The sequence below is a fragment of the Curtobacterium sp. MCBA15_007 genome (genome assembly GCF_001864905.1).
GTDB classification, from domain to species: Bacteria; Actinomycetota; Actinomycetes; order Actinomycetales; family Microbacteriaceae; genus Curtobacterium; species Curtobacterium poinsettiae.
In genome coordinates, this window is sequence record NZ_MJGM01000001.1 from 424,442 (window position 1) to 440,881 (window position 16,440).

At 67.7% G+C, this 16,440-nt stretch carries 23 protein-coding genes; all 23 read left to right on the forward strand.

Annotated features, from left to right (window positions below; genetic code table 11):
* Window positions 1–124 precede the first annotated feature (124 nt).
* Complete coding sequence (locus tag BIU95_RS02040; protein ID WP_071250144.1) at window positions 125–736, forward strand: hypothetical protein; 612 nt, start codon at window positions 125–127, stop codon at window positions 734–736.
* Between the two features lie 27 nt (window positions 737–763).
* Complete coding sequence (locus BIU95_RS02045; RefSeq protein WP_042537507.1) at window positions 764–1,291, forward strand: DUF6121 family protein; 528 nt, start codon at window positions 764–766, stop codon at window positions 1,289–1,291.
* A 37-nt stretch (window positions 1,292–1,328) separates the two neighbouring features.
* Complete coding sequence (locus tag BIU95_RS02050) at window positions 1,329–2,537, forward strand: hypothetical protein (protein ID WP_071250146.1); 1,209 nt, start codon at window positions 1,329–1,331, stop codon at window positions 2,535–2,537.
* 228 nt (window positions 2,538–2,765) lie between these two features.
* Window positions 2,766–3,134 (forward strand): 30S ribosomal protein S12, encoded by a 369-nt coding sequence (gene rpsL / locus BIU95_RS02055; RefSeq protein ID WP_017885540.1) that lies wholly within the window; start codon window positions 2,766–2,768, stop codon window positions 3,132–3,134.
* Between the two features lie 5 nt (window positions 3,135–3,139).
* Entirely contained in the window at window positions 3,140–3,610 is a 471-nt protein-coding gene (gene rpsG, locus BIU95_RS02060) for a 30S ribosomal protein S7 (RefSeq protein WP_017885539.1), read from the forward strand.
* A gap of 87 nt (window positions 3,611–3,697) precedes the next feature.
* Entirely contained in the window at window positions 3,698–5,815 is a 2,118-nt protein-coding gene (gene fusA, locus BIU95_RS02065) for an elongation factor G (protein ID WP_017885538.1), read from the forward strand.
* Window positions 5,816–5,962: 147 nt separating this feature from the next.
* Window positions 5,963–7,150, forward strand: a complete 1,188-nt coding sequence (gene tuf, locus BIU95_RS02070) for an elongation factor Tu (RefSeq protein WP_017885537.1) — start codon at window positions 5,963–5,965, stop codon at window positions 7,148–7,150.
* 185 nt (window positions 7,151–7,335) lie between these two features.
* Window positions 7,336–8,313: a DNA topoisomerase IB gene (locus BIU95_RS02075; RefSeq protein WP_017885536.1), complete on the forward strand. Its 978-nt coding sequence runs from the start codon at window positions 7,336–7,338 to the stop codon at window positions 8,311–8,313.
* Window positions 8,314–8,392: 79 nt separating this feature from the next.
* On the forward strand, window positions 8,393–9,220 hold the full coding sequence (locus BIU95_RS02080) for a DarT ssDNA thymidine ADP-ribosyltransferase family protein (RefSeq protein WP_052481641.1): 828 nt from the start codon (window positions 8,393–8,395) through the stop codon (window positions 9,218–9,220).
* 521 nt (window positions 9,221–9,741) lie between these two features.
* Window positions 9,742–10,050, forward strand: coding sequence for a 30S ribosomal protein S10 (gene rpsJ, locus BIU95_RS02085; RefSeq protein WP_017885534.1), 309 nt, complete (start codon window positions 9,742–9,744; stop codon window positions 10,048–10,050).
* Between the two features lie 12 nt (window positions 10,051–10,062).
* The gene (rplC, locus tag BIU95_RS02090; RefSeq protein ID WP_017885533.1) at window positions 10,063–10,719 is read left to right on the forward strand and encodes a 50S ribosomal protein L3; all 657 of its coding nucleotides are present in this window, start codon (window positions 10,063–10,065) and stop codon (window positions 10,717–10,719) included.
* Window positions 10,720–10,721: 2 nt separating this feature from the next.
* Window positions 10,722–11,381 carry a 50S ribosomal protein L4 gene (rplD, locus tag BIU95_RS02095; RefSeq protein ID WP_027466730.1) on the forward strand — a complete coding sequence of 220 codons (660 nt, stop codon included), beginning with the start codon at window positions 10,722–10,724 and terminating at the stop codon, window positions 11,379–11,381.
* Window positions 11,378–11,677 (forward strand): 50S ribosomal protein L23, encoded by a 300-nt coding sequence (rplW, locus tag BIU95_RS02100; RefSeq protein WP_017885531.1) that lies wholly within the window; start codon window positions 11,378–11,380, stop codon window positions 11,675–11,677. The genes rplD and rplW overlap by 4 nt, the downstream gene beginning before the upstream one ends.
* Window positions 11,678–11,695: 18 nt before the next feature.
* The gene (gene rplB, locus BIU95_RS02105; RefSeq protein ID WP_017885530.1) at window positions 11,696–12,535 is read left to right on the forward strand and encodes a 50S ribosomal protein L2; all 840 of its coding nucleotides are present in this window, start codon (window positions 11,696–11,698) and stop codon (window positions 12,533–12,535) included.
* A gap of 11 nt (window positions 12,536–12,546) precedes the next feature.
* Window positions 12,547–12,828 carry a 30S ribosomal protein S19 gene (rpsS, locus tag BIU95_RS02110; RefSeq protein ID WP_017885529.1) on the forward strand — a complete coding sequence of 94 codons (282 nt, stop codon included), beginning with the start codon at window positions 12,547–12,549 and terminating at the stop codon, window positions 12,826–12,828.
* 25 nt (window positions 12,829–12,853) lie between these two features.
* The gene (rplV, locus tag BIU95_RS02115) at window positions 12,854–13,246 is read left to right on the forward strand and encodes a 50S ribosomal protein L22 (protein WP_017885528.1); all 393 of its coding nucleotides are present in this window, start codon (window positions 12,854–12,856) and stop codon (window positions 13,244–13,246) included.
* Entirely contained in the window at window positions 13,246–14,058 is an 813-nt protein-coding gene (gene rpsC / locus BIU95_RS02120; RefSeq protein ID WP_017885527.1) for a 30S ribosomal protein S3, read from the forward strand. Before rplV ends, rpsC begins: the two co-directional genes overlap by 1 nt.
* 2 nt (window positions 14,059–14,060) lie before the next feature.
* Window positions 14,061–14,480, forward strand: a complete 420-nt coding sequence (rplP, locus tag BIU95_RS02125) for a 50S ribosomal protein L16 (protein ID WP_017885526.1) — start codon at window positions 14,061–14,063, stop codon at window positions 14,478–14,480.
* Entirely contained in the window at window positions 14,480–14,800 is a 321-nt protein-coding gene (gene rpmC / locus BIU95_RS19150) for a 50S ribosomal protein L29 (protein ID WP_017885525.1), read from the forward strand. Before rplP ends, rpmC begins: the two co-directional genes overlap by 1 nt.
* The gene (gene rpsQ, locus BIU95_RS02135) at window positions 14,800–15,084 is read left to right on the forward strand and encodes a 30S ribosomal protein S17 (protein WP_017885524.1); all 285 of its coding nucleotides are present in this window, start codon (window positions 14,800–14,802) and stop codon (window positions 15,082–15,084) included. The genes rpmC and rpsQ overlap by 1 nt, the downstream gene beginning before the upstream one ends.
* Before the next feature lie 31 nt (window positions 15,085–15,115).
* A complete protein-coding gene (gene rplN / locus BIU95_RS02140; protein WP_017885523.1) occupies window positions 15,116–15,484 on the forward strand; it encodes a 50S ribosomal protein L14 in 369 nt (122 codons plus the stop codon).
* A 3-nt stretch (window positions 15,485–15,487) separates the two neighbouring features.
* Window positions 15,488–15,847: a 50S ribosomal protein L24 gene (gene rplX, locus BIU95_RS02145; protein ID WP_017885522.1), complete on the forward strand. Its 360-nt coding sequence runs from the start codon at window positions 15,488–15,490 to the stop codon at window positions 15,845–15,847.
* Window positions 15,847–16,437 carry a 50S ribosomal protein L5 gene (rplE, locus tag BIU95_RS02150; protein WP_042537502.1) on the forward strand — a complete coding sequence of 197 codons (591 nt, stop codon included), beginning with the start codon at window positions 15,847–15,849 and terminating at the stop codon, window positions 16,435–16,437. Before rplX ends, rplE begins: the two co-directional genes overlap by 1 nt.
* Window positions 16,438–16,440: the final 3 nt, after the last annotated feature.

The window sequence follows — 16,440 nt, forward strand, 5'->3', positions numbered from 1 at the left end:
GACATCACTTCCGCGACGCCCGTCGCGGAGATTACGATGCTCACGGCGCCGTGTCCGCGGCTGCTCATCCCCTCTCGAACGGTCGGCTCGAATCGGCCGTTCCTCGTCGTGCCCGGAGTCGCGCGTGTTGGTCGGAATCGTGGAGTTCCTCGGTTGGTTCGGGGCAGTAACCGTCCTCGCTGGTTACATCTTGTTCTCCACGGGCAGGATCCCGAACGGTCCGCTCTACCAGTTGCTCAACCTGATCGGCGGCCTCGCGGTGGCCGTCAACGTCGCCGCCCACCACGCCGTCCCCTCGACGATCGTCAACGGCATCTGGGCGATCGTCGCCGTCGTCGTCCTGGTGAAGATGGTCCGTGCGCGTCGCGCGGCGAAGCGCGACGGGTCCGCTGCGGCCGAGCCGCCGGTCCTGCGCGCGGAGCCGCCGGCCACGACCGGGGTCCTGCCGGTCATCGGGCCGGCGCTGCGCGACCACGAGCCGGAGGGGGCCGGCGAGACGGACGCGACCACGGGCCTCCAGCGGGTCGACCTGGCGGACGCGACGGTCGCGACGGACCCGACCCGCCCGACGACGTCGGATCTCGTGCCCGCGACGGTGCCGGAGGCGCCCGCCCCGATGACGGAGACCGTCCCGATCATCACGGCGACCATCGCGCTCGCCCTGGTCGCCGCAGCGCAGGAGCAGTCCGACCGTGCGCACGCCGACGACACGGACCACGCCGAACCCGCTCGCTGACCAGCCGGTCGGCGATACGATCGGCCCATGTCCCGGTGGCTGATCGCGACGATGACGTCGATCCTCTTCATCGCGCTCGTGATCGCCGTCACGGGCTTCGAAGCGCTGCTCGCCGACGTCGAGGTCATCTCGCAGCCCGACGCCACCCCGTACCTCGGGCCCGCGATGGTGGTCGGCGGCGCGGTGGTCGTCTTCCTGGCGACCGCGGCGGGTGTCCGCGACGGTAACCCCGGGGTGACCGCCCTCGTCGCGGCGGCGACCGTCTACCTGGTCATGCTCGGCGTCGGAGCCGTGGGCTACGCACTCGTCCGCTCGGACGCGACCGAGCTCCTCGTCTTCCCCGCGGGGTACGCCCTCGGCCCGTTCGTGGTCGGTTCCGTCGTGGTGGCGCTCCTGTCGGTGCTCGGCGGGATCGCGACGGCTCGCCACCAGGCGCGGACCGCGGGCGGCTCGGTCGCGACCGACGGGACGCACGCGACCAGCGGCGCGGACGGGTCGGGCGGACTCTCCGGGCACAACCGGACGAACGCGGGCGAGGGACCCGCCGAGCGGTAGTCTTCGGACAGCACGACGCACACCAAACGGGGGAACGATGAGCGACCAGCACGCGCAGGATCCGGACCAGCAGGGCGGCTGGGGTGCCGTCCCGCCGGTGGCCTCGATCCGTGGCACCGACGGCACCTTCGCCGCAGCCGGCCAGACGGTCGGCCCTGGTCCTGCGCTCGGTCCCGGCGCCGGCTTCGCCGGAGCGCCCGGGCCGGTGCCGCAGCGTCCCCGCCGGAAGCTCCGCCGCGGGCAGCTCATCGGGATCATCTCGGGTGGCACCGCCGTCGTCCTGCTGCTCGTCGCCGGGGTCGTCGGGTACTCGGTCGGTTCCGCCTCGCACTCGGCCGACCGCCCCGTGCGGGCGTTCCTCGACGACCTGACGGCCGGACGCGTGGCCGACGCCCTCGACGACGCGGGCATCGAACGTGGGAAGTCCGACGTGCTGCTCGGTGACGCCGCCTACGCGAAGGCATCGGACAAGGTCACCGGGTACCGCGTCGCCGCGACGCGGACGGACGGCGACACCGCGACCGTCCGGGCGTACCTGCGCCAGGGTGGCCAGGACGTCGCCGCGACCTTCACGCTCGACAAGACCGGGACCGACTGGGGTGTGTTCCCGGTCTGGGAGCTCCAGGCCCCCGAGCTCGGCTCGGTCGACGTCGCCGTGCGCGGACCCTCCGGTGCGTCGGTCACGGTCGCAGGCCGGAACGTGCGGACCGCGAAGGACGGCACGGTGAGCCTCCGCGCGCTGCCCGGTACCTACGACGTCGCCTTCGACGGCGGCAAGTGGACCACGGCACGTGGTGGATCGGCGGACGTCAGCGGGTTCGGCCGGACGACGTCGACCCCGGTGCAGATGACGACCACCCTCACGACCGCGGGGCAGCAGGCCGCCAAGCGAGCGGTGGACGACTGGGTGGACGGCTGCATCGCCTCCACCGACGCCGCGCCGGCCGGCTGCAGCTTCTACGCGTACGGCCAGAACCCCGCGTACACCTACACGAACCAGAAGTGGACGCTCGAGACGCGGCCGACGGTCCGGGTCGGCAGCTGGACGACGAACGGCTGGTTGATCACGACGACCACGTTCGGGCGGGCGAAGTACACGGCGGACATCTCGGGTGCCGCCGGCACCGGAACGGCGTCCGCGGGGCCGCTCAACGTCAACGCGAGCGGGTACGTCACCGGCTTCTCGAGCGACGGTGCGACGTTCCGCTCGGCGGTGGGCAACGGCTCGTCCGACACCGGCTCATGACGGTGTCGGTTCCCGGGGTGACCCGGATTGATTTCGTCCCGTTCCGCGGGTAGTCTCTACCGGGTGTGCGCCCTCGGGCGCGCCCGAAAAGTCCGGCGAGCGGGATCGCCCAGCCGGACCACTCCGTCCCCCACTCGAACACCCGCCGTCCGGCGGTGATCAGCGTGGGACGAGGAAGCCGGCGGAACGCGCCGGCCAGAGAGCACGAGCGAAGAACCAGGAGAACAGTTGCCTACTATTCAGCAGCTGGTTCGCAAGGGTCGTACGCCGAAGGTCACCAAGACCAAGGCGCCCGCCCTGAAGGCGAACCCCCAGCAGCGTGGTGTGTGCACCCGCGTCTACACCACCACCCCCAAGAAGCCGAACTCGGCACTGCGCAAGGTCGCTCGTGTCAAGCTCTCGAACGGCACCGAGGTCACGGCCTACATCCCCGGTGAGGGCCACAACCTCCAGGAGCACTCGATGGTGCTCGTCCGCGGCGGTCGTGTGAAGGACCTCCCGGGTGTGCGGTACAAGATCATCCGTGGCGCCCTGGACACCCAGGCAGTCAAGAACCGTAAGCAGGCTCGCAGCCGCTACGGTGCGAAGAAGGGTTGAGTTAGATGCCTCGTAAGGGTCCCGCTCCCAAGCGTCCCGTCGTCGCCGACCCGGTCTACGGTGCGCCGATCGTCAGCCAGCTCGTCAACAAGATCCTGCTCGACGGCAAGAAGGGCCTCGCTGAGCGCATCGTCTACGGTGCACTCGAGGGCGTTTCCGCCAAGAACCAGCAGGACGCCGTCGTGACGCTGAAGAAGGCGCTCGACAACGTCCGTCCGACCCTCGAGGTCCGCAGCCGCCGTGTCGGTGGCTCGACCTACCAGGTCCCGGTCGAGGTCAAGCCGCACCGCGCGAACACCCTCGCGCTCCGTTGGCTCACCTCGTACGCCAAGGCCCGTCGCGAGAAGACGATGACCGAGCGTCTCATGAACGAGATCCTCGACGCGTCCAACGGCCTCGGTGCCGCGGTCAAGCGCCGCGAGGACACGCACAAGATGGCCGAGTCGAACAAGGCCTTCGCCCACTACCGCTGGTAGTCCCGGCACCGTCCGGGCGCCGGTGGTCAAGAACCCCGGCGCCCGGACGGCCGCCAACCTCTCCTACAACTCTTCCGGAGGAACCCTGTGGCACAGGACGTGCTCACCGACCTGAACAAGGTCCGCAACATCGGCATCATGGCGCACATCGATGCCGGCAAGACCACGACGACCGAGCGCATCCTGTTCTACACGGGCATCACGCACAAGATCGGTGAGGTCCACGACGGCGCTGCCACGATGGACTGGATGGCGCAGGAGCAGGAGCGCGGCATCACGATCACGTCGGCCGCGACGACCTGCTTCTGGGACAACAACCAGATCAACATCATCGACACCCCCGGTCACGTGGACTTCACGGTCGAGGTGGAGCGTTCGCTCCGCGTCCTCGACGGTGCCGTCGCCGTGTTCGACGGGAAAGAGGGCGTCGAGCCCCAGTCCGAGACCGTCTGGCGTCAGGCCGACAAGTACGAAGTCCCGCGCATCTGCTTCGTCAACAAGATGGACAAGCTGGGCGCCGACTTCTACTACACCGTCGACACCATCGTGAACCGCCTCGGCGCGGAGCCCCTCGTGCTCCAGCTGCCGATCGGTTCCGAGAGCTCGTTCGAAGGCGTCGTCGACCTCGTCCAGATGCGTGCACTCACCTGGCGCGGCGACGCCAAGGGTGACGTCGCGATGGGCGCGAAGTACGAAATCGAAGAGATCCCGGCCGACCTGCAGGACCGTGCCGCCGAGTACCGCGAGAAGCTCATCGAGCGCGTGGCCGAGGCGGACGACGTCCTCATGGAGCGCTACCTCGAGGGCGACACCGACTTCTCGGTCGCCGAGATCAAGGCAGCGATCCGTGCCCTCACGGTGAGCAGCACGCTCTACCCGGTCCTCTGCGGTTCCGCGTTCAAGAACCGTGGTGTCCAGCCGATGCTCGACGCCGTCATCGACTACCTCCCGTCCCCGCTCGACGTGCCGCCGATGATCGGCCACGACGTCAAGGACGAGGAGAAGGAGATCATCCGCAAGCCCGACGCGACCGAGCCGTTCTCGGCGCTCGCGTTCAAGGTCGCGGTGCACCCCTTCTTCGGTCGTCTGACCTACGTGCGCGTCTACTCCGGCTCGATCGAGTCCGGTGCCCAGGTCATCAACTCGACCAAGGGCAAGAAGGAGCGCATCGGCAAGATCTTCCAGATGCACTCCAACAAGGAGAACCCGGTCGCCAACGTGACCGCTGGCCACATCTACGCGGTCATCGGCCTCAAGGACACCACCACCGGTGACACCCTGTGCGACCCGACCAACCAGGTCGTCCTCGAGTCGATGACGTTCCCGGAGCCGGTCATCGAGGTCGCCATCGAGCCGAACACGAAGGCTGACCAGGAGAAGCTCTCCACGGCCATCCAGAAGCTCGCCGAAGAGGACCCGACGTTCCGCGTCGAGCTCAACGCCGAGACCGGTCAGACGACGATCAAGGGCATGGGCGAGCTCCACCTCGACATCCTCGTCGACCGCATGAAGCGCGAGTTCCACGTCGAGGCGAGCGTCGGCAAGCCCCAGGTGGCCTACCGCGAGACGCTCACCAAGATCGTCGAGCGCTACGACTACACCCACAAGAAGCAGACCGGTGGCTCCGGTCAGTTCGCGAAGGTGCAGATCGCGCTCGAGCCGATGGAGGTCACGAGCGAGAAGGTCTACGAGTTCGTCAACGCGACCTCCGGTGGCCGTGTCCCGCGTGAGTACATCCCGTCGGTCGACGCCGGTATCCAGGACGCCATGCAGGTCGGCATCCTCGCGGGCTACCCGACCGTCGGCGTGAAGGCCATCCTCAAGGACGGCGCGGCGCACGACGTCGACTCGTCCGAGATGGCGTTCAAGATCGCCGGCTCGATCGCCTACAAGGAAGCGGCTCGCAAGGCCGGTCCGGCGATCCTCGAGCCGATCATGGCCGTCGAGGTCCGTACTCCTGAGGAGTACATGGGCGACGTCATCGGTGACCTGAACTCCCGTCGTGGCCAGATCGCCTCGATGGAGGACGCCTCGGGCGTCAAGGTGGTCCGCGCGAGCGTGCCGCTGTCCGAGATGTTCGGCTACGTCGGCGACCTGCGGTCGAAGACCTCTGGTCGTGCGGTCTACTCGATGACCTTCGAGACCTACAGCCAGGTCCCGGCCAAGGTCGCCGAGGAGATCATCGCGAAGAACGCGGGGGAGTAGCGCTCAGCGCTTCTCCACAGGCGGGGGCGCCCGGCGACGGGCCCCTCGCCACCAAGTAAAGTACAGACACACACCGCGCACCTCCGGTTCCGAGCCCATCCAGGGCCGGCCGGGGGTGACGCTTCCGAGTCCTGAGGAGGACCCACAGTGGCCAAGGCCAAGTTCGAGCGCACCAAGCCGCACGTCAACATCGGAACCATCGGTCACGTCGACCACGGCAAGACCACGCTCACGGCGGCGATCACCAAGGTTCTGCACGACCAGTACCCGGACCTCAACGAGGCCCGCGACTTCGCGCAGATCGACAACGCTCCCGAGGAGCGCCAGCGCGGCATCACGATCAACATCTCGCACGTCGAGTACCAGACCGAGAAGCGTCACTACGCGCACGTCGACGCCCCCGGTCACGCCGACTACGTGAAGAACATGATCACGGGTGCGGCACAGATGGACGGCGCGATCCTCGTGGTCGCCGCCACCGACGGCCCGATGCCCCAGACGCGTGAGCACGTCCTGCTCGCCCGCCAGGTCGGCGTCCCCTACATCGTCGTCGCACTGAACAAGTCCGACATGGTGGACGACGAGGAGATCCTGGAGCTCGTCGAGCTCGAGGTCCGCGAGCTCCTCGGCTCGCAGCAGTTCGACGAGGACGCCCCCGTCGTGCAGGTCTCGGCGCTCAAGGCGCTCGAGGGCGACGAGAAGTGGGTCAAGTCGGTCCAGGACCTCATGGCCCAGGTCGACGAGCACGTGCCGGACCCGGTGCGCGCCACCGACCAGCCGTTCCTGATGCCGATCGAGGACGTCTTCACGATCACCGGTCGTGGCACCGTCGTCACCGGTCGCGTCGAGCGTGGCACGCTCAACCTGAACGCCGAGGTCGAGATCGTCGGCATCCGCGCGACGCAGAAGACCACGGTCACGGGCATCGAGATGTTCCGCAAGCTGCTCGACTCCGCGGTCGCCGGTGACAACACCGGTCTGCTCATCCGTGGCCTCAAGCGCGAGGACGTGGAGCGCGGCCAGGTCGTCGTGAAGCCGGGTTCGGTCACGCCGCACACCGAGTTCCAGGCGAACGCGTACATCCTGACCAAGGACGAGGGTGGGCGTCACAACCCGTTCTACGCGAACTACCGCCCGCAGTTCTACTTCCGCACCACGGACGTCACCGGCGTCATCACGCTGCCCGAGGGCACCGAGATGGTCATGCCCGGTGACACCGTCGCCATGACGGTCGAGCTGATCCAGCCGATCGCCATGGAAGAGGGCCTCCGCTTCGCCATCCGTGAGGGTGGTCGTACGGTCGGCGCCGGTACGGTCGAGAAGATCATCAAGTAACTCCGGTTCCTTGCGACAGCGGGGTCGGGCCTTCGGGTCCGGCCCCGCTTCGTCGTACCCGGCCGCTGGCGCGCCGTACAGGGCGCCGTACAGGGCGCCGGACAGGAGGAACGGGGCGGGGTCGGCCACGGGCCTCCTGTCCGCCCCGTGACCCGTCACAGGCTTCACGGAGTTGGCTCGGGCACGTGACCCGCCTCCGCAGATCCGCGACCTCCGGTCGCGGCTACCACCGCGTCCGTTCCGGACGCGGTTTCTCGTTCCGTGACCCCGACGGCAAGACCGTGACCGATCCGGACGAGCGCCGTCGGCTCGAGGAGTTCGTGATCCCGCCGGCGTGGGACGACGTCTGGATCTCGCCGTACCCGAACGGCCACATCCTGGCCACGGGCACGGACGGTGCTGGCCGTCGCCAGTACATGTACCACCCGTCGTGGCGTGAACGGATGGACCGGATCAAGTACGACCGCGCGCTCGCGCTGGCGGAGTCGTTGCCGGTCGCCCGTCGCGGTGTCACACAGGACCTCCGCCGGCCGGAACCGGACCGCCGGCGCGCGCTGGCCGCAGCCTTCCGGATGCTCGATCAGGGGTCGCTCCGGGTCGGGTCCGAGCGGTACGCCACCGAGCACGGCAGCCGCGGGCTGTCCACGCTGCTCTGCGCGCACGCCCACGTGTCCGGTGACGACATCGAACTCGACTTCCCCGGCAAGAGCGGGCAGGAGTGGTCGTCGTCGATCCACGACCACGACCTGGCGCGGGTCATCGCCGGCATGAAGCGTCGCGGACCCAATGCGCGTCTGCTGTCGTTCCGCGAGCGCCGTGGGGCGGAATGGGAGCCGCTCTCCGCCGAGGACATCAACGCCTACGTCAAGGAACGTGCCGGCGACGAGTTCACCGCGAAGGACTTCCGGACCCTGCACGGGACGGTCGCGGCGGCGGTCGACCTGGCGAAGACCGGGCCGCAGTCATCCCAGGCCAAGCGGAAGAAGGCCGTGTCGCACGCGGTGAAGGCCGCGAGCGACGAGCTCGGCAACACCCCGACGGTGTGCCGACAGAGCTACATCGACCCCCGTCTGCTCGATGCGTACGACCACGGGGAGACCATCGATCCGGACCGCCTGGCGTCCGCCGAGGCCGAGGTCCGGGCACTGCTCTACCGACAATGACCCGGGGGCCGTCCGGATGACGTAGCGTTGGTCGACGTGCCGGACCACCCCACACGGCACGGAAGGACCCACAACAGTCGTGACCGACGAGTGCATCCACGGTTTCCCCACCGAGCTCTGCGACATCTGCGCACCCCGGCAGCGCGAGGCGTCGGAGATCCCAGCCACCCCGGCACCACGCCGGACCCGCATCACCACCAACCTGCGCGTCGACCCGCCGGCCTCCGGGCCGAACACGTCGCTCCGGTCGCCGACGTCGCTCCGTTCGTCGTCCGCCGACCTGCCCGAGGCACGTGAGTTCGCAGCACTCCGTGCCCACCACGTCACCCACATCGACAACCTCGACGGCATCGTCGGCGCCGGCGCGATCCTGGCGGCCGACCAGGCCGAGCCTGTCGTGGACGTCAGCTCCGCCGACACCCGTGCCGCACGTGCCGAGGCCGAGGCACCGGACGGTTCCTCGATCGCCGGGCACGTGCCGTTCACGCTGTCGCCCGACGCGACGCGGTGGGACGAGCTCCGCACGGGCGCCGAGGGTGAGCGCTGGTCCGATGCCGCCCGTCGCACCCGCGCGATCGACTACGTGGTGCTCGTCGTGCCGGTCTCGGCGTTCGGCGCCTCGGTGATCGTCGCGGACCAGGACGCCGACGCCGACGACGTCCGGTTCGCCGTCGGCCCCGACGCCGGCACGAACCTGATCCGTCGCACCGACTTCACGGACCCGGAGATGCACGGCCTCGAGCTGCTCGCCGGTCCGAGCGTGCCGTTCACCTCGGTGGCCGTGATCGGTGTGCCGAACGACAAGGCCCGGCAGACCGTCCGCGCCGTGCTCGCCGACCACGGCGGACACGCTCCCCGCGTGGCCGTCTTCCCGCCGTGGTTCGTGCCCCCGGTGACCGCCGAGTGACGGTCTCCTGACCCGTCTCGACGCACCCTCCGGACCACGTCCGGAGGGTGCGTTGCGTTGCGGGGCCGAGCCGGGCCTCCAGACCGTCCGATCCCCGTGGATCCGGGCAAGCGAGCCGGCGGGACACGCCCGGTAATTCGCGACACGCCCGGGTTGCACGTGGGCCGGGGCTATGCGAGACTTGTCCGGTTCCGAATTCCCCGTGGGTGTACGCCCACAGGATCACTGCTCTGGCAGTGCACAACCCCCTTGTTCAGCAGGGCTGGGTTGGGCCGCAGGCAGCAGAACACGACTCCCCGAGATGTGACGGACGCGGTGCACCACTGCTGCGCCCGGAGCACGAGGCAGTCGATTGCCCACGCTGGACGGCCACGGTCGCCCGCGAGGTTGACAGGTGAACAGCGGTCATCCCCAGTGGATGCGGCCGGTTGGTTCAGGAAAACAGCACGGTCCGCAGGAATGCGGAACCGAGCGGCGTCAGGCGGCCAGAGGGTGCGCGGCGCAGAGAGGACAAGAGACACATGGCGGGACAGAAGATCCGCATCCGGCTCAAGTCGTATGACCACGAGGTCATCGACACGTCGGCCCGGAAGATCGTCGACACGGTGACCCGTGCCGGTGCAACCGTGGTCGGCCCGGTGCCGCTCCCCACCGAGAAGAACGTGATCGCAGTGATCCGTTCCCCTCACAAGTACAAGGACTCGCGCGAGCACTTCGAGAAGCGCACGCACAAGCGGGTCATCGACATCGTCGACCCGACGCCGAAGGCCGTGGACTCGCTCATGCGACTCGACCTGCCGGCCGACGTCAACATCGAGATCAAGCTGTAAGGGGGCTGACCAATGGCGAACTCAACCAAGACCGTCAAGGGCCTCCTCGGCAAGAAGCTCGGGATGACCCAGGTGTGGGACGAGAACAACAAGTTCATCCCCGTCACCGTGATCGAGGTCGGCCCGAACGTGGTCACCCAGATCCGCAACGCTGAGCGCGACGGCTACGAGGCGATCCAGATCGCCGCCGGTGCCATCGACCCGCGCAAGGTCAACAAGCCGGCCGCTGGCCACTTCGAGGCCGCTGGTGTGACCCCGCGTCGCACCCTCACCGAGATCCGTACCAACGACTCCGCTGAGTACACGCTCGGCCAGGAGCTCACCGTGGACAGCACGTTCACGGCGGGCCAGAAGGTCGACGTCGTCGGTACCTCCAAGGGCAAGGGCTTCGCCGGTGTCATGAAGCGCCACGGCTTCCACGGCGTCGGCGCCTCGCACGGTGCGCACCGCAACCACCGCAAGCCCGGCTCGATCGGTGCTTCCTCGACCCCGTCGCGTGTCTTCAAGGGCATGCGCATGGCCGGTCGTATGGGTGGCGACCGCGTGACCGTCCTCAACCTCACGGTGCACGCCGTCGACGCCGAGAAGGGTCTGCTGCTCGTCAAGGGCGCCGTCCCCGGTGCTCGTGGCCGCTCCGTCTTCGTCCGCACCGCCGTGAAGGGTAAGTGATCATGGCCACCACGACCGCAACCACGATCGACGTCCTCGACGCATCGGGTGCCAAGTCCGGCACCGTCGAGCTCCCCGCAGCTCTCTTCGACGTCGAGACCAACGTCCCGCTGATCCACCAGGTCGTCACCGCGCAGCTCGCAGCCGCGCGTCAGGGCACCCACAAGACCAAGAACCGCGGCGAAGTCCGCGGTGCCGGTCGCAAGCCGTTCAAGCAGAAGGGCACCGGCCGCGCCCGTCAGGGTTCCGTCCGTGCTCCGGAGCACACCGGCGGTGGCGTCGTCCACGGACCGACCCCGCGTGACTACTCGCAGCGCACCCCGAAGAAGATGATCGCCGCTGCTCTGCTCGGCTCGCTCTCGGACCGCGCCCGCGGTGGCCGCATCTCCGCTGTGGAGGGCTTCGTCGCGGCTGAACTGCCGTCGACCAAGACCGCCCGCACGCTCCTCGAGAAGGTCGCGCCCGTCAAGAACGTGCTCGTCGTGCTCGAGACGGACGACGAGCTGACGCTCAAGTCGATCCGCAACCTGTCGAACGTCCACGCGCTCTCGTACGGCCAGCTCAACGCCTACGACGTGCTGCGTTCGGACGCCGTCGTCTTCAGCAAGAGCGCCCTCGACGCCTTCATCGCGTCGAAGACCGCGAAGGAGATCACCGCATGAGCGGCTTCAACAAGGACCCGCGCGACGTCGTCATCTCGCCGGTCGTCTCGGAGAAGAGCTACGCGCTCATCGACCAGGGCAAGTACACGTTCATCGTGGACCCCCGCTCGAACAAGACCGAGATCAAGCTCGCCATCGAGAAGATCTTCAACGTCAAGGTCGCGAGCATCAACACGCTGAACCGCCCGGGCAAGACCCGTCGCACCAAGTTCGGTCTCGGCAAGCGCAAGGACACCAAGCGCGCCATCGTGACGCTCAAGTCCGGTTCGATCGACATCTTCACGGCTGTCGGCTGAGGACCAGAGGGATAAATCATGGCTATTCGTAACTACAAGCCGACGACCCCCGGTCGTCGCGGCTCGTCGGTCGCCGACTTCGCTGAGATCACCCGTTCGACTCCGGAGAAGTCACTGCTTCGTCCGCTGCCGAAGACCGGTGGTCGCAACAGCTCCGGCCGTATCACCACGCGTCACATCGGTGGTGGCCACAAGCGCCAGTACCGCGTGATCGACTTCCGTCGCTCCGACAAGGACGGCGTCGACGCCAAGGTCGCTCACATCGAGTACGACCCCAACCGCACTGCGCGCATCGCGCTCCTGCACTACGTGGACGGCACGAAGCGGTACATCATTGCGCCGAACAAGCTGAAGCAGGGCGACGTCGTCGAGCAGGGCCCCGGCGCCGACATCAAGCCCGGCAACAACCTGCCGCTGCGCAACATCCCCGTGGGTACCGTCGTGCACGCCATCGAGCTCCGCCCCGGTGGCGGCGCCAAAATGGCCCGCTCCGCCGGCGCCTCGGTGCGTCTCGTCGCCAAGGACGGCCCCTACGCGCAGCTCCGTCTGCCGTCGGGCGAGGTCCGCAACGTCGACGCACGCTGCCGCGCCACGATCGGCGAGGTCGGCAACGCCGAGCAGTCGAACATCAACTGGGGCAAGGCCGGCCGCATGCGCTGGAAGGGCGTCCGCCCGACCGTTCGTGGTGTCGCCATGAACCCGGTCGACCACCCGCACGGTGGTGGTGAGGGCAAGACGTCCGGTGGTCGTCACCCGGTCAGCCCCTGGGGCCAGTCCGAGGGCCGTACGCGCAAGCCGAACAAGCCGAGCGACAAGCTCATCGTCCGTCGCCGTAACGCCGGCAAGAAGCGCAAGTAGGAGTTCAGAAGATGCCACGCAGTCTGAAGAAGGGCCCCTTCGTCGACGAGCACCTGCTCCGCAAGGTCGTCACGCAGAACGAGGCCAACACCAAGAACGTGATCCGTACGTGGTCGCGTCGGTCGATGATCGTCCCGAACATGCTCGGGCACACGATCGCCGTCCACGACGGCCGCAAGCACATCCCGGTGTTCGTCACCGAGTCGATGGTCGGTCACAAGCTCGGCGAGTTCGCGCCGACCCGCACCTTCCGTGGTCACGTGAAGGACGACAAGAAGGGCCGTCGCCGCTGAGGCGGCGACGCAGAGGAGGAACGAAATGGTGGAGTCGATCGCACGCGTGCGACACATCCGCGTCACGCCTCAGAAGGCCCGTCGCGTCATCGAGCTGATCCGCGGCAAGCAGGCCCACGAGGCCCTCGCCATCCTGAAGTTCGCCCCCCAGGGCGCTTCGGAGCCCGTGTACAAGCTGGTCGCCTCGGCGATCGCGAACGCACGGGTCAAGGCGGACTCGACGAACAGCTTCCTCGACGAGCGCGACCTCTACGTGAGCCGCGTCTTCGTCGACGAGGGCACGACCCTGAAGCGGTTCCAGCCGCGCGCCCAGGGCCGCGCCTTCCGCATCAACAAGCGCACCAGCCACATCACGGTCGTCCTCGCGACGCCGGACGAGGTCGAGGCTGCCGCGACGAGCAAGAAGGCGAGCAACTAATGGGCCAGAAGGTCAACCCGTACGGTTTCCGTCTCGGGATCACGACGGACCACGTCTCGCACTGGTTCACCGACAGCAAGAAGGCCGGTCAGCGCTACGCCGACTACGTGGCCGAGGACATCAAGGTGCGCGAGTACCTGAAGAAGACCCTCGACCGCGCCGGTGTCGCACGCATCGAGCTCGAGCGCACCCGTGACCGTGTCCGCGTGGACATCCACACGGCTCGTCCGGGCATCGTCATCGGCCGCCGCGGCGCCGAGGCGGAGCGCGTTCGCGGTGAGCTCGAGAAGCTCACCAAGAAGCAGATCCAGCTGAACATCCTCGAGGTCAAGAACCCCGAGACCGAGGCCCAGCTCGTCGCGCAGGGCATCGCCGAGCAGCTCTCCGCTCGTGTCGCGTTCCGTCGCGCCATGCGCAAGGGCCTGCAGGGTGCACAGCGCGCCGGCGCCAAGGGTGTCCGCATCCAGGTGTCGGGTCGTCTCGGCGGCGCCGAGATGTCGCGTTCGGAGTTCTACCGCGAAGGCCGTGTGCCGCTGCACACGCTCCGCGCGAACATCGACTACGGCTTCTACGAGGCCCGGACCACGTTCGGCCGCATCGGCGTGAAGGTCTGGATCTACAAGGGCGACATCACGAACAAGGAGCTCGCTCGCGAGCAGGCGAACCAGCGTTCGTCGCGCCCCGAGCGTCGTGGCGGCCCGCGCGGTGAGCGTGGAGACCGTGGCGGCGACCGTCGTGGCGGCGACCGCGGTGACCGTCGCCCGCAGCAGGCCCCGCAGGACGCGCCGGCCGGCGCAGGAGTTGAGGCGTAATCATGCTTATTCCCCGTCGAGTCAAGCACCGCAAGCAGCACCACCCGAAGCGTTCGGGTCAGGCAACCGGTGGTACCAAGGTCAGCTTCGGCGACTACGGCATCCAGGCCCTCACCCCGGCGTACGTGACCAACCGTCAGATCGAGTCCGCTCGTATCGCCATGACGCGTCACATCAAGCGTGGTGGCAAGGTCTGGATCAACATCTACCCGGACCGTCCGCTGACCAAGAAGCCCGCCGAGACCCGCATGGGTTCCGGTAAGGGTTCGCCCGAGTGGTGGGTCGCGAACGTGAAGCCGGGCCGGGTGCTCTTCGAGCTCTCCGGCGTCAGCGAGGAGATCGCCCGCGAGGCGTTGACTCGTGCAATCCACAAGCTGCCCCTCAAGGCACGCATCATCAAGCGCGAGGAGGGCGACGCATAATGGCGATCGGTTCCAAGGAGCTCCGTCCGACGGAGCTCGACACGTTCGAGAACGAGCGTCTCGCTGACGAGCTGAAGAAGGCCAAGGAGGAGCTCTTCAACCTCCGCTTCCAGTCGGCCACCGGCCAGCTGGAGAGCCACGGTCGTCTCCGTGCCGTCAAGCGCGACATCGCCCGCATCTACACCGTCCTCCGCGAGCGCGAGCTCGGCATCCGTGCCACTCCCGCGCCCGTCGAGACCGCCCCCAAGGCCAAGAAGACGACGAAGAAGGCTGACAAGCCGGCCGAGTCGACCGAGGCCGAGACCGCCGAGGAGAAGTAATGGCGAACGAAGAGAAGAACTCCGCCGCCCTCACTCGCGGCTACCGCAAGACGCGTCGCGGCTACGTGACGAGCGACAAGATGGACAAGACCATCGTGGTCGAGGTCGAGGACCGCGTGAAGCACGCGCTCTACGGCAAGATCATCCGTCGTACGTCCAAGGTGAAGGCCCACGACGAGCTCGGCACCGCTGGTGTCGGCGACCTCGTCGTGATCAGCGAGACCCGTCCCCTCAGCGCGTCCAAGCGCTGGCGCCTGGTCGAGATCCTCGAGAAGGCCAAGTAGGCCTCGGCCTGCTTCGGAATAGGAGACAGCAGTGATTCAGCAGGAATCCCGCCTGAAGGTCGCCGACAACACGGGTGCCAAGGAGATCTTGACCATCCGCGTGCTCGGTGGCTCGGGTCGTCGCTACGCCGGCCTCGGTGACGTCATCGTCGCCACGGTGAAGGACGCCATCCCCGGCGGCAACGTGAAGAAGGGTGACGTCGTCAAGGCCGTCATCGTTCGCACCAAGAAGGAGACCCGTCGTCAGGACGGCTCCTACATCAAGTTCGACGAGAACGCGGCAGTGATCCTCAAGGCCGACGGCGACCCGCGCGGTACGCGCATCTTCGGTCCGGTCGGTCGCGAGCTCCGTGACAAGAAGTTCATGAAGATCATCTCGCTCGCGCCGGAGGTGCTGTAAGCCATGGCGAACATCAAGAAGGGTGACCTCGTCCAGGTCATCACGGGCGCGACGCAGGAGCGTGGCGGCGACCGTGGCAAGCAGGGCAAGGTCATCGAGGTCCTCAAGGACAAGAACCGCGTCGTCGTCGAGGGCGTGAACTTCGTCACGAAGCACGTCCGCGTCGGCCAGACGCAGCGTGGTTCGAAGACCGGTGGCATCGAGCAGCACGAAGCCTCGATCCACGTCTCGAACGTCGCGCTCGTCGACCCGAAGACGAAGAAGCCGACGCGTGTCGGTTTCCGCACCGAAGAGGTGGAGAAGGACGGCGTCAAGAAGACCGTCCGTGTCCGCTACGCGAAGAAGTCTGGTGAGAAGCTCTGATGACTGACACGACTGCTGCGCCCGCTGGCAAGATCCAGCCGCGCCTCAAGCAGAAGTACCTGGCCGAGATCAAGACGGCCCTCACCGAGCAGTTCGGTTACGCGAACGTCAACCAGGTCCCCGGCCTGGTCAAGGTCGTCGTGAACACCGGTGTCGGTGAGGCAGCTCGCGACTCGAAGATCATCGAGGGGGCCATCAAGGACCTCACGGCGATCACGGGTCAGAAGCCCCAGGTGAACATCGCCCGCAAGTCCATCGCACAGTTCAAGCTGCGCGAGGGTCAGGCCATCGGCGCGCACGTCACCCTCCGTGGTGACCGCGCGTGGGAGTTCCTCGACCGCCTGGTCACGCTCGCACTGCCCCGCATCCGCGACTTCCGCGGTCTCAGCGACAAGCAGTTCGACGGCAACGGCAACTACACGTTCGGTCTCACGGAGCAGTCCGTGTTCCACGAGATCGACCAGGACCGCATCGACCGTGTCCGCGGCTTCGACATCACTGTCGTGACCACCGCGAAGACGGACGACGAGGGACGCGCGCTGCTCCGGCAGCTCGGCTTCCCGTTCCGCTCCAACGAGCAGACGGTCTAAGCT

Coding starts and splice junctions, on each gene's coding strand:
- BIU95_RS02045 (WP_042537507.1), top strand. CDS start 764: ATGTCCCGGTGGCTGATCGCGACGATGACGTCGATCCTCTTCATCGCG.
- BIU95_RS02050 (WP_071250146.1), top strand. CDS start 1,329: ATGAGCGACCAGCACGCGCAGGATCCGGACCAGCAGGGCGGCTGGGGT.
- rpsG (WP_017885539.1), top strand. CDS start 3,140: ATGCCTCGTAAGGGTCCCGCTCCCAAGCGTCCCGTCGTCGCCGACCCG.
- rpsJ (WP_017885534.1), top strand. CDS start 9,742: ATGGCGGGACAGAAGATCCGCATCCGGCTCAAGTCGTATGACCACGAG.
- rplC (WP_017885533.1), top strand. CDS start 10,063: ATGGCGAACTCAACCAAGACCGTCAAGGGCCTCCTCGGCAAGAAGCTC.
- rplD (WP_027466730.1), top strand. CDS start 10,722: ATGGCCACCACGACCGCAACCACGATCGACGTCCTCGACGCATCGGGT.
- rplW (WP_017885531.1), top strand. CDS start 11,378: ATGAGCGGCTTCAACAAGGACCCGCGCGACGTCGTCATCTCGCCGGTC.
- rplB (WP_017885530.1), top strand. CDS start 11,696: ATGGCTATTCGTAACTACAAGCCGACGACCCCCGGTCGTCGCGGCTCG.
- rpsS (WP_017885529.1), top strand. CDS start 12,547: ATGCCACGCAGTCTGAAGAAGGGCCCCTTCGTCGACGAGCACCTGCTC.
- rplV (WP_017885528.1), top strand. CDS start 12,854: ATGGTGGAGTCGATCGCACGCGTGCGACACATCCGCGTCACGCCTCAG.
- rpsC (WP_017885527.1), top strand. CDS start 13,246: ATGGGCCAGAAGGTCAACCCGTACGGTTTCCGTCTCGGGATCACGACG.
- rplP (WP_017885526.1), top strand. CDS start 14,061: ATGCTTATTCCCCGTCGAGTCAAGCACCGCAAGCAGCACCACCCGAAG.
- rpmC (WP_017885525.1), top strand. CDS start 14,480: ATGGCGATCGGTTCCAAGGAGCTCCGTCCGACGGAGCTCGACACGTTC.
- rpsQ (WP_017885524.1), top strand. CDS start 14,800: ATGGCGAACGAAGAGAAGAACTCCGCCGCCCTCACTCGCGGCTACCGC.
- rplX (WP_017885522.1), top strand. CDS start 15,488: ATGGCGAACATCAAGAAGGGTGACCTCGTCCAGGTCATCACGGGCGCG.
- rplE (WP_042537502.1), top strand. CDS start 15,847: ATGACTGACACGACTGCTGCGCCCGCTGGCAAGATCCAGCCGCGCCTC.